Source organism: Sphingopyxis sp. J-6 (assembly GCF_046603995.1).
Taxonomy (GTDB): domain Bacteria; phylum Pseudomonadota; class Alphaproteobacteria; order Sphingomonadales; family Sphingomonadaceae; genus Sphingopyxis.
The window spans coordinates 1,259,958-1,271,974 of record NZ_CP145810.1; the positions used below are offsets into that span (position 1 = coordinate 1,259,958).

At 65.1% G+C, this 12,017-nt stretch carries 10 protein-coding genes; 2 read left to right on the forward strand and 8 right to left on the reverse strand.

Annotation, left to right across the window (positions count from 1 at the left end; all coding sequences use genetic code 11):
• Window positions 1-4: 4 nt before the first annotated feature.
• Window positions 5-982, reverse strand: coding sequence for a quinone oxidoreductase family protein (locus V6U71_RS06080; RefSeq protein WP_411341403.1), 978 nt, complete (start codon window positions 980-982; stop codon window positions 5-7).
• Between the two features lie 110 nt (window positions 983-1,092).
• Between V6U71_RS06080 and V6U71_RS06085 the strand changes: the two genes are divergently transcribed.
• Entirely contained in the window at window positions 1,093-2,112 is a 1,020-nt protein-coding gene (locus tag V6U71_RS06085) for an AraC family transcriptional regulator (protein WP_411341404.1), read from the forward strand.
• A gap of 118 nt (window positions 2,113-2,230) precedes the next feature.
• Here the strand turns inward: V6U71_RS06085 and V6U71_RS06090 are convergent, their stop codons facing one another.
• Entirely contained in the window at window positions 2,231-3,130 is a 900-nt protein-coding gene (locus V6U71_RS06090) for a LysR family transcriptional regulator (RefSeq protein WP_411341405.1), read from the reverse strand.
• 92 nt (window positions 3,131-3,222) lie between these two features.
• On the opposite strand from V6U71_RS06090, the gene V6U71_RS06095 reads away from it, so the two are divergent.
• Complete coding sequence (locus tag V6U71_RS06095) at window positions 3,223-4,098, forward strand: aldo/keto reductase family oxidoreductase (RefSeq protein WP_411341406.1); 876 nt, start codon at window positions 3,223-3,225, stop codon at window positions 4,096-4,098.
• Between the two features lie 306 nt (window positions 4,099-4,404).
• On the opposite strand, the gene V6U71_RS06100 is transcribed toward V6U71_RS06095, so the two are convergent.
• From V6U71_RS06100 to V6U71_RS06125, 6 genes are all read right to left on the reverse strand, one after another.
• Window positions 4,405-4,995, reverse strand: a complete 591-nt coding sequence (locus V6U71_RS06100; RefSeq protein ID WP_411341407.1) for a discoidin domain-containing protein — start codon at window positions 4,993-4,995, stop codon at window positions 4,405-4,407.
• A 33-nt stretch (window positions 4,996-5,028) separates the two neighbouring features.
• Window positions 5,029-6,297, reverse strand: coding sequence for a M24 family metallopeptidase (locus tag V6U71_RS06105; protein WP_411341408.1), 1,269 nt, complete (start codon window positions 6,295-6,297; stop codon window positions 5,029-5,031).
• A gap of 27 nt (window positions 6,298-6,324) precedes the next feature.
• On the reverse strand, window positions 6,325-8,583 hold the full coding sequence (locus tag V6U71_RS06110) for a TonB-dependent receptor (protein ID WP_411341409.1): 2,259 nt from the start codon (window positions 8,581-8,583) through the stop codon (window positions 6,325-6,327).
• Window positions 8,584-8,645: 62 nt separating this feature from the next.
• Window positions 8,646-9,431 (reverse strand): 2OG-Fe(II) oxygenase, encoded by a 786-nt coding sequence (locus V6U71_RS06115; RefSeq protein WP_054728709.1) that lies wholly within the window; start codon window positions 9,429-9,431, stop codon window positions 8,646-8,648.
• A 113-nt stretch (window positions 9,432-9,544) separates the two neighbouring features.
• A complete protein-coding gene (locus tag V6U71_RS06120; protein WP_411341410.1) occupies window positions 9,545-10,669 on the reverse strand; it encodes an MFS transporter in 1,125 nt (374 codons plus the stop codon).
• A gap of 29 nt (window positions 10,670-10,698) precedes the next feature.
• Entirely contained in the window at window positions 10,699-11,928 is a 1,230-nt protein-coding gene (locus tag V6U71_RS06125; protein WP_411341411.1) for a metal-dependent hydrolase family protein, read from the reverse strand.
• Between the last annotated feature and the right edge of the window lie 89 nt (window positions 11,929-12,017).

Genomic DNA, 12,017 nt, shown 5'->3' on the forward strand with positions numbered 1-12,017 from the left:
CGCCTCAGAGCAGGAAGATCGACGAGCCGATCGTCCGGCCCGATTCGAGCGCCTGATGTGCCGCGACGCACTCATCGAGCGTGTAGCGCTGGCCGATCTCGACCTTGATCCGCCCGGCGGCGAGATGGTCGAACCAATATTTCGACAACTCGGCACGTTCGACGGGATCGGCATAATAGTCCGCGAAGCCCGGGCGGGTGAAATAGACCGAACCCTGCATCAGCAACTGAAAGGCATCGACGGGCGGGAAGGGACCCGACGCGGTACCGCAAGCGACGAGCACGCCGCGGCGCTTCAGCGATTTGAGCGAGCCCTCGAACGTGTCCTTGCCGACGCTGTCGAACACCGTCGTCACACCTGCGCCGTCGGTGAGTTCCTTGACGCGCGCCGCGACATCCTCGCGGCGATAGAAGATGATTTCGTCGCAGCCGACGGTGCGTGCCCGTTCGGCTTTCTCTTCGGTCGAGACGGTGCCGATGACGCGTAAGCCCATCAATTTAGCGATTTGTACTGCGAGAAGGCCTACGCCGCCGGCCGCCGCATGGAGCAGGATCGTGTCGCCCGCCTTCATCGCCGGATTGGTCTTTGCGAGCCAATAGGTTGCCGAGAGGCCGCGCATGGTCGACGCCGCGGCATCTTCGAACGAGATCGCGTCGGGCAGCTTGAACAACGGCGCGGCCGGCATGACGCGCGCCTCGCTATAGGCACCAAGCGGGCTGCCATTATAGGCGACGCGGTCTCCGGGTGCGAAAGCCGTGACGCCCTCGCCAACGGCCTCGATCACCCCGGCGCCTTCGACACCGATGCCCGCAGGCAGTTGGGCCGGATAATAGCCCGAACGAAAATAGGTGTCAGCGAAGTTGCAGCCGACCGCTTCGTGCCGGACGCGGACCTCGCCCGCACCCGGATCGCCGACAGCAACCTCTTCGACCCGAAGCACGTCGGGCCCACCGGTTTCGTGAAAGCGAACAGCCTTCGCCATGATCCTCTCCTCTTTTGTCCGATCTAGGCGACGAGGCTCTTGCCTTTTTCACATTTCACGACATTATTTTTGCAATCGACGTCAAAAGCGCGTGGTTCGGGAGACAGGAGATGGCGGAACTCGTCCGCGCGGCGTCGCTGACCGGATATTTCCCGGTAATGCGGGTGCTCGGCGTCGATCCCCGGCCGCTGCTGCGCGAAACCGGCCTGTCGCGTGAGCTGCTGGAAAGTCCGCATCAGCTCATTTCCGCTTATGCTGTCATCCGCCTGCTTGAGCGCAGTGCCGAGGAGACTGGGTGTATCACCTTCGGCCTGCGGATGGCCGAGGAAAGGTCGACGGCCAATCTGGGAGTGACGAGCCTAGTTATCGCGCACCAGCCGACCTTGGGCGACGTGCTGCAGGCGCTGCGCGAATATCGCAACCGGATCAATTCGACGCTCGTGCTGCATCTCGAAGACATAGATGGCGAGGTCGTGTTGCGCGAGGATTTCGCGCTCGCCGCGCCAATCACCGCGCGTCAGTCGATCGATCTCGCTCTGGGCGTGACCGCCCGGCTGTGCGCCAGCGTGGTTGGCGATAGTTGGGCGCCCCTCTCGATCTGCTTCTCGCACGAGGCTCCGCCGGCGGCCGACATGGCGATCTTCGGCCGCCTCTTCAAATGCCGGCCGCAGTTCGATTGCGAGTTCAACGGGCTGGTGATGCGTGAGGACGATTTGACGCGTCCCAATCTGCGCGCGGACTCCGCGATGGCGCTTCATGCGCGCGACCTCATCGAGAGCGCGATGGAGCCTGCATTGCGCACGACAGCGCAGGACGTCGAGCAGGCCATCATGCTCTTCCTGCCGTCCGGGCGGGCGACCATCCAGCATTGCGCGGCGTCGATGGGGCTGACGGTTCGCACGCTGCAGCGGATGCTCGATGCCGACGGTGCCCGATTCAGTGATCTTCTGGGCCGCGCGCGGATGCAGCTGTCGGCGCAATATCTCGCCAACCCCCGAACGCGGGTGACCGACGTAGCGGAGATGCTGGGCTATGCCTCGATCGGCGCATTCACGCGCTGGCACGCCCAGACCTTCGGCCTGTCGCCTCGCCAGTGGCGCGCACAAAATATCGGGAAGCGAGCGAGGTAAGCGGCTGCGCTGAGCGATCGGCAAAGACCAACTTTTTCGACGTCCGATTTTTTTGTTTCCCTATGCTAACAGCAGCCTGCTCCTTACCGGCCATTTCCGACCGCAAAGCAGAGCCGGACTAAGGCTGCTGTTTCAAGAAATCGACGAAGGCGCGCAGCGGGGCAGGTAGGTAACGGCGGCCGGCATAATAGAGGAAGGGTCCCGCGAAGGGCGGGCACCAATCCTCCAGCACCGGTTCCAGTGCGCCGCTGTTCAGTTCGGCGCGCATCCAGTCCTCGAAAATTCCCATGAGGCCAAGCCCGCCGACTGCGGCCTGGATCAGCAGGTCGGACGCGCTGCCCGGCTGGCTGATCAGCGGGCCGTCGGGGTCGACGCGGATAATCTCGCCATCCTTCTCGAACTCCCACACCGCGATGCGTCCGCCGGCGAAGCGGCCACGCAGGCAGCGGTGCTGGAGCAGGTCGCTCGGGTGCTTCGGCCGGCCGTACTCGGCGAAATAGGCGGGGGCGCCGACGATCAGGATGCGCTGCGTCCGTGGGCCGATCGGCAGCGCGATCATGTCCTGCTCGAGCCGTTCGTCGTAGCGAATTCCCGCGTCGTAGCCGCCGCCGACCATGTCGATGAAACTGTCCTCGGCGGTGATTTCGAGACGGATCTCGGGATATTCCTTCAGGAAGGGCACGATGATCGGGGCGAGGACGGTGCGCGCGACATTGGCGGGAACGTTGAGGCGCAGCGTGCCCGCGGGACGGTCGCGAAAATTGTTCACCGCGTCGAGCGCTTGTCCCACCTCTCCGAGGGCCGGCCGAAGGCGCTCGTAAAGCTGGCGCCCGGCGTCGGTCGGGGTGACGCTGCGCGTGGTGCGGTGGAGCAGGCGGACGCCGAGCCGGGTGTCGAGGCGGCGTATCGCTTCGCTCAGTCCCGACGCTGACGAACCCGAGACGCGCGCGGCGTCGCGAAAGCCGCCCGCGTCGACCACAGCAACGAAGGTCGCAAGATCGTCGAGTTGTCCAATCATTGTACGAAATATCGTACAGGTCATTCGATATTGCACGGCTTATCGTGCAATCGTCGCGGGTGCATATGGCGATCATCCGAAGGAGATCAGCGATGACTATCATGACCTTTCCGCTCGCCGGCCGCACCGTGAACCGCATGGGCTATGGCGCGATGCAGCTTGCCGGACCGGGCGTGTTCGGCCCGCCGAAGGACAGGGAGGCCGCACTTGCGGTGCTGCGCGAAGCCGTCGCGAGCGGCGTCAACCACATCGACACGAGCGATTTCTATGGCCCGCATGTCACCAATCAGATCATTCGCGAGGCGCTGCGTCCCTATCCCGACGACTTGCTGATCGTCACGAAGGTGGGCGCCGTGCGCGGCGACGATGCGTCGTGGATCCCGGCGTTCGCGCCAGAGCAGTTGGAACGCGCGGTCGAGGACAATCTCCGCAACCTGGGGCTGGAGGCGCTCGATATCGTCAACCTACGCGTGATGATCCCCGGCACCGCCGATCATAGCAAGCCGGGCGAAGGCTCGATCGGAAAGGCTTTCTCGGTGCTGGCGGGGTTGCAGCAGCGCGGACTGATCCGGCACCTGGGGCTCAGCAATGTTACCTCGACACAGGTCGCGGAGGCGCGGACGATCGCGCCCGTCGTATGCGTCCAGAACCAGTATAATCTCGTCCAGCGCGGCGACGATGCGCTGGTCGACGAGCTGGCCGCCGCGGGTATAGCCTATGTGCCATTCTTTCCGCTCGGCGGATTCAGCCCGATCCAGTCGAGCGGCTTGTCGTCGCTCGCTTCGGAAGTCGGTGCGACGCCCATGCAGCTGGCGCTCGCCTGGCTGCTCCACCGCTCGCCCAACATATTGTTGATCCCGGGCACCTCGTCAGTCGCGCATCTGCGCCAGAACCTTGCGGCCGAGACGCTCTCGCTGGATCAAGAAATTCTCTGCAGGCTCGATGCGATCAGCCAAGCAGGCGCTTGAAATCTTCGCCTGTCAAAAGATGTGTGATTTGCGCTCTCCGGTCACGGGATTCCAGGTCTGGCCTCGGGCTAAAGATTGAGCTTTTCGCCGCGGTAAGTGATTAGGGCAGGTCGAGTCCCGCTGCCTCTGCCAAGCCGTTGCACGACGTTCGCAGATATCCTGTTTCCCCGATTAAAGGTTCCTGTCAGGCTCTCTCACGGGTTCCGGGCGTCGCGCGGGATTTGCCGGAAAGCGGCTGTTCTGTGGCGACCGACATCGCCAATACTGGCAGATCGCAGCTCGTACCGGTCTTGCCGGCCTTATAGTCTACAGCAAACTGCCCGTTTTCAGGCCGCGGCGGCAGTTGGCTTCGCGTCGCCGCACGGCGATGGGCAGGACGTCGGCGCCCGACAGGATTTCTATCGTCGCCAGTCCAGACGCCAATCCCGAGCCGCCAAAGGGGATTTCCGCCGTCGCGCTCACCCGGATATAGCGGGCGTTCACCGCCGTCAGCGGAAAGCGGGCAAGGAAGTTCGCCGGGTCGCCATGGTCCTCGGCGTGCCAGTCGACGAGCGGCCGGGTTTCTTCAAAGGCCGGGTCATCCGACCCTTCGATGCGAAAATGGATCTGGGACCGCTGCTGCGGCAACATCCCGATCTCTGCGGGGTGCAGCCGGACCGCATCGATCGGCCGGGTGACACCGAGATCGATCTGGATCCACCCAAATTCTTCCCGGCGCACCCCGTCCGCGGGCGACAGCCGGTAATAGCGCGCCGTCGAAGCGACAATCGGTGGTGCGGCGTCTTGCCGGGCCGGCGTGGCCGCACGGGCAAATTCCGCTTGCATCAGAGGCGCGGCGACAAGGCCGAGCCCGCTGATCGCGGATCGTGCGATGAATTGTCGCCGGTTCGCCTGCATGTCCCGATCCTTTGAAATCCGATCACGCCATCTTCAAAGATAGAATGGCGTGTTCGTTATCTGCTCGCAGCCATCTTTGGTGACCAGCACATGGTCTTCAAGACCGCTCATGCCCACGCCCGCATGCTTCATGAAGGCCTCGACCGCAATCAGCATTCCCGGCTCATAGGGCTCGTCGATCTTCTCATATTCCCTGACCATGATTTCATTCGCCGATGCGCCCTGTTTCCCTCCGATGTCCTCCAGCACGCCGGGGTCGCCCGCCGGGATGATGTGCGGTCCATAAAAGGTGCCCATCTGATGCCCGAAAATCCCCAAATTCAGGTCGATTCCGTCGCCTGCATAGCGCGACGCCGCCTTTTCGCCGATCACGCCGAGCTGCCTGGCGGTGACGCCAGGACGGATCGCCTTGATGATCGTCCGGCACACCTCGGTGGCACCTTCCAGGATATGCCGCTGTTCCTTCGTCGGGCGTCCTCCGCAAACGGCGGTCCGGCCGGGATCGAGCCAATAGCCCTGAAAAATCGGGCCCTGAATCCAGCCGCGTACCATGTCGCCCTTTTGCGGCGCGCTGGTGTCATAGCCGTACAGCATATCGCCGAGCAGGAAGCGCTCCGCGTGCGCGCCGTGATGCATGTCGATGCGTGAAAAGCACCCGCCGCGCCGCATGATTTCCATCGCCGTCCGCGCCGCTGCTTCTGCCGAGCTTTCGCCGGCGATCAGCGCATCCATCCCCGCGGCTAGTGCGTGGGTGGTGATGTCGCCGGCGGTCCGGAACGCCTCCTGTTCGCGTTTCGACTTCACGCGCTGCGGCTCGAGCAGGAACCATTCGTCCGTCACCCATTCGATCTGCGGGGTCAGGCTGCGCAGGCGCCGGTCGTAAAGCCCGGGGAGCACGTCGTCGCCGACCACCGCGACGCGCCCCTCGATGCCATGTTTGCGGAAATATTCGGGCAGCCCCGTGATCAGACTCGGTTCGTGCACGATCAGCTCGCCGCAGACGACCTTGGCATATTCGGTTTCCTGCGGAGGTTGCGCGCTATGCAGTTCGGGTGCGCGGCCGTCCCTGAACAGCACCGCGGAAAAGGTCCAGGCACCCATCTGGACGTCGTCCGCCCAATCCTGGCCGGTGCCGTTATTGGCGAAGTTCGTGAGCCAGAGACCATTGCCGAGCCGGTCGTAGGATCCGGCCCCCCGCGACCAGACCAGAAGATGGTCATAACCCTTGGCGCGCATCGCGTCCCACACCCGCTTCCAGCGCCCCTCATATTCCTCGCGGGGGAAATAATTGCTGCTGGTCACGCCTCGCCTCCTCGCAAAATTGGCCGGTCAGCCCTTGATCCGGACGCTGAGGCCGACGGTGCGCGGCGCGGCGTAAGTGACATTCTCATACGCCCCCACGATCGTGCTCACCGCGCCCGATCCGATCGCGAGGATACCCCGCTTGTCGAACGCATTGCGAATGAACAGGCTGACCTCGACGCCGCCGTTCTCGGCCCCGATGTCGAAGTTCGCGATGTCGTAGGCCGGCCGGAACCGCCCCGAACTGACGACGCCGTCGATGGCGAAAGGCGTTCGGCCGACATGTTGCCAGCTTCCGCGCGCATAAACTTCCCATGCATCGCTCACCGGATAGCGCAGTTCCGACGATAGCGCGAATTTCCAGCGGGGGGTTTCGGGGGTGCGATCGCCTTCGGTGTAGCCTGCCGCCGAGCCGAATGTATCCGGGACGGCGGTAAAGCGGGCGTCGGCGTAGCTGAGCTGCCCGCTGACCGTCACGTGGCGCGACGGACGCAGGCTGACTTCCAGTTCCGCGCCGTCGATGCGCGCGTCGCCGGCGTTGGCGAAGAAGGTCGAGCCGCACGGGTCGGGGATCGCGAGCTGAACGCCCTTTTGTTCGATGCGATAGGCGGCGCCGTTGACGGTCAGCACCCGGTCGGGCGTTTCGAGCTTTGCCCCGGCCTCATAGTTCCACACCGAATCGGGGCTGAAAATCGCGCCGACCGATTCGGCGAGCGAGCAGCCGAGCGCAGGGGGCACCGTTGCATTGGCGCCGCCCGCCCGGAAGCCGCGCGAGACCGTCGCATAGAGGGTGGTGTGGTCATTGGGACGGAAATTGACCGTGAAGCGCGGGCTGGCGCTCGTCTTCGTCGCGGTGATCCGCGGCGTATCGGGACCGCAAAGGATGCCGGGCACGACTTCGGTGCAGCTTGCCTCGAGGGTATTCTTCAGCCGGTAGACGCGGAGTCCGGCGATCAGTTCGACCGTTTCGCTGACATCGAAATTGACTTCGGCAAAGCCGGCGAGCTGCTGGTCCGATGTTCGCTGGATATAGTCGTAGGAAACCGGGCCCGCCGGACCCGTCGCAGGGCCAAAGGTCGCATCGATCAGGTCGGTGAAGGCCTGACCGACGAAAATCTGGCCCAGTTCCTGGTCGGTATGGCTGAAATAGACCCCGGCGATCCAGTTGAACGGGCCGTCGTTCGACGACGTCAGCCGGAGTTCCTGGACATAGGTGTCGGCCTTGGCCGGGGTCAGGCTGGCGAAGGGGGCGAACTCGCCGAGAATATTATAGCCGAGCGCGGTGTAATCGAGCGTCGCGTTGGATTCCTTGTGGAGATAGGAACTCGACGAAACCAGCTCGACATTGCCGAAGCTCTTTTCGATCGTCAGGTTCGCGACGAGCAGGTCGGTGCGCGACGGTTCGGGACCGATCGCGCTCGCGCGGCCGAACCCCGGCAGGTTGCTTTGCGTCGCGATCGGGTTGTCGGCATCGATGCGCTGGAAGAACAGGCTCGGCGTGATCGTCAAATCGTCCCCCGCTTCGAGCCGGAGGGCGCCGCGCAGGCTGAAGATCGTCGCGTCATTGGCGTTTTTTTCGACGACTTCGTCATCCGATTGCGGCGATGTCAGCCCGGCGAGCGTGGCATCGTAGCGGTCGATATAGCCCGCGATCTTCTCATAGGTGCCGGTCAGCCGCAGGGCGGCGTTGGCGGACAGCGGCACATTGACCGCGGCCTTGGCGCCATAGCCCTCGCCGCCGCCCCGGACGCTGTTGACGAAGGCTTCGCCATGTGCGTCGAATCCCGAGGAATCGGGCTGGTTGGTGATGTAGCGGATGGTGCCGCCGGTCGAACTCGACCCGAACAGCGTGCCCTGCGGCCCGCGCAGCACTTCGACGCGCTGCATGTCGAACAGGTCGATGTTGGGCGTGCCGCTATAGGCATCGGTCCTGAAATCGAACGGCGTGTCGTTGATATAGACCGCGACCGCCGGCGCGAGCCCGAGGTCGGTCGTCAGCCCGCGAAGCCCGACGTTGGATTCGCCCGGACCCACCGGGGTGAAGGTCAGGCTGGGGGTGTTGCGGACAAGGCTTTCGGTATCGCGGATCGCCAGCCGCTCCAGCGTTTCGCTGCCAAACGCGGTCACCGCCTGCGGCACGTCCTGCAGGCGGCTTTCGCGCCGCTGGGCGGTGACGACGATATCGCCGCCCGATCCGTCTTCGACGCCGGCTTCGCTCTGTGCATGGGCCGCCGGCGCGAACGCGCAGCCCGACAGCAAGGAAATCAGCAAGGTCCGCTTAAGCATATTGTCCCCTTTCGGTATTTTCTTGTTTTATGGTCGATGCGCCATCGGGCGCGATGCCGCGCCTATTGCGCGGCCAATACTTCGGTGCGGCCGAGCCCGTTTTGCTTGACGCTATCGGCATAGATGAACCCGGGTTCGCGATGGTAGCTGAGCAAGGCGATGATCCGCTGCGTGCCCCCCGCAACCTCGGTCACCCGGTGCAACGCCCGGCGGCCGCGGAACAGCAGCAGCGTGCCTGCCCCGACCTTCTGGAGGCGGGTCCGCGGCGATGCGCCGTCGAGAATGGCGTGAATGTCCTCCGGCGGTGCATCGTCGACGCCGGGGGCATATTCGAATGCGCCGCCCGTCTCGGCTTCCTGCAACAGCAGCGAGACGACGAAGTCATTGTCGTCGAAATGCCAGCCCTGCTGGTCGCCGACGCCCATATAGGTGAGGTTGATGTTGATCAGCGGATCGGCGATCGTATGGAGACTGTCGATATCGAGCGCATCGCGGACGAGCGACATCAGCTCCTCCGATTCATAGAAACGGCGCAGCGCGCCCGCCGGATCGAGCAGGTCCGATCCCAATATCCACATCGAATAGGGCGAGGTGCGGCTGCGCAATTCCTCGTCGGCCATGTCGGCGATCGGTCCCTGCGGGTTGAAGCCGAGCCGCTGGTCGCGGCGATAGGCGAGGGGGAATTTCGCTGCCGCCTCGGCCACCATTTCGGCCAGTGCGGCGGGCGCAATGAAATCGGGAAAGGCGGCGGCGCCATCCTCCCCCAGCTGGCCGGCCGCCCGGTCGACGATCGCGGCGCGGCGATCGGGATCGGAAAGGGGGTATAGCGTGGCGTTTACGATCGACATGAAGGCTCCTGACAAAGACGGCCGGAAAGATCGGGTTCCATGCAATAATCGCATGCGCGATCTCATTCGCCAGCAGAGTATTTCGGGGTTAGGATATCAAAATGTGATGCAGCTCATGCCGGGCGCGCACGCAGCCTGATCGTCCCGCCGACCGCCGCGACCACGCACAGGAGGCAAAAGGCGGTGACCGCGCCCAGCGACAGATTCTCGAGCAACAGCCCGCCGATCGCCGGCCCGACCGCGAGGCCGCCGCCGGTCATCGCGGGGGTCAGCGCGATCAGCCGTCCGTCGCGGTCGACCGACGCCAGCAGGCCGAACTGAAAGGCATATTGGAAAGGCCAGGCAAAGGCGAACAGGCTGACCGAAAGGACGAAGGCCGCCGTGCCGGGCAGGAACAGGAGCCCCCCCACCGCGCCGGCGAGCAGCCCGAGCCCGGACAGCAGGCCAGTCGTCCGCGACAGGCGATCGGCGACCACGCCCGCAACGAGCGAACCCGCCAGCCCGCCGAAAGCCGAAGCGGAGAGCGCAAAGGCAACGATGCCGGGCGAGAGTCCCTTGCTGATGCCGATGCGTTCGAGAAACGGCCATAGCGAGGCCATGCCGATGAAATAGAGCAGGATGCACGCCAGCGCGCCGATGACGAGCGGGTTGCCCGGCGATCGGGCCGCGCGCGGCCCCGCGGCGGCCGGCTGCGCCCGGCCGATGACCGCGGCCAGCCAGAAGCCGGGGACCGCGATCGCCGAGAGTATCAGAAAAAGCCACGGCCATCCGAGGCTGGCGGCGATCCAGCCGAAACTGCCCATGCCGATCATGCCGACGACCGACTGGCCCGCGAAATAGATGCTGATGCTGCGTTCGGGGCGTGCCGACCGGCCCATCGCCGCATAGCAGATCCCGCCGACGACGCCCTCGCCGAGCCCGGAGAGAAGGCGCGTCGCGGCGACATAGCCATAATGGTCGTCGAGCATGGTGAGCAGGTTGCCGGCGATCATCACCGCAAGGCTGGCGCGAACAACCGCCGCCCAGCCAAAGCGTGCGGTGATGAGCGGGCATAGCAGGCTGCCGACAAGGATGCCCGCCATGTTGAGCGCGGCGACGGTGCCGGCGCCCGCCACGCCATAGCCGAAGCGATCGGCGAAAACGCCGACCATTACCGGGAGGACCGCCGGCAGCGTTGCCGCCGCGACGCCGAGATAGATCGCCGCCCATGTCGAGGCGCGCGGGGTCGGCGCTGGCATCGACGAGGGGGCGGACGACGGGTCGGCCGTCATGCGGGGAGCGGTTCGCGCTTGTGGAGGTTCCCCGCCTTCATGATCACGCGCAGGCGCCGGCCGTCCTCGGCAAGCAGCGCAATATCGTCCAGCGGGTCGCCGTCGACGACGAGCAGGTCCGCCGTCGCACCCGGAACGATGCGGCCGAGGTCGGGGCGTCCCAATATCTCGGCGCCGGTGACGGTAGCCGATCGCAAGATCGCCGCGGCGGGCTGAACCTCGCGGCGATAAAGAAATTCGCGCGCCTGCATGTCGAACACATCGCCGGGCAGGTCGGTACCGAAACCGAGCGGCAGGTCGGCGCGCCACGCATTTTCGAAACCCTCCATCGCGAGGTGGGCAATTTCCTTCGCCTTCGCCGCCGCCGCCGGCGGCAGGCCGAGCGCGTCGCCCCGCTCGGTCAGCGCCATCACGACCGACAGGGTGGGCACCGCGAATCCGCCGGCATCGCGCAGCGCTGCCGCGGCTTCCGGTGAAATCAGCGTCGCATGCTCGACCGTCCGCACACCCAGTTGCGCCGCGCGCATCACCGCCTCGGCGGTGTGGGCATGCGCCGCGACATAGCGGCGCCACCGTGCCGCCTCCTCGACCGCTGCCTGTACCTCGTCATCGGTGAACTGCTGCATCCAGATGGGATCGGTGGGCGAAAGCACACCGCCCGACAGCATGATCTTGATGCAATGCGCGCCCATGCGCAATTCCTCGCGCGCGGCGCGGCGCACTTCGTCGGCGCCGTCGACGACATGCGCGATCATGTTCATCCGGCTGCATCCGCACGGTTCGACATCCTCGTGGCCGGGCCGCAGGTCGCCATGACCGCCGGTCATCGACAGGGTGCGGCCGGCGTAGAAGAAACGCGGCCCGGGGATGAGGCCGTCGTCGATCGCCTGCGCAAGCCCTTGGTCGCCGCCGCCGACGTCGCGCAGGCTGGTAAAGCCGCAATCGAGCGCGTGGCGCAGCATCCGCGCGGCATGGGCCGAAGAATAGGTCGCGGGATGATCGAGAAGCTGGACCACATTGGCGCTGGAAAGCCGCGCGTGGATATGGACATCGATCAGGCCGGGGAGCAGTGCGCCGCCGCGCACGTCGATGACCTCGGCATTGGCGAGGCGCGCGGGGCCGGTGTCGACCGCCACGATCCGGCCGTCTTCCACCACGACATGACAGTCCTCGCGATAGCCGTCCGCGGCCTCGTTCAGCACGCGCGCATTTTCGAACACGATCATCGTCAATTCGTTTCCCCCGGCCGGTCGGCATCAATGCGCTCAACCTAGGCGGGGTGCGATCGTCCCGTAACAAGAGAAATGTGGACACT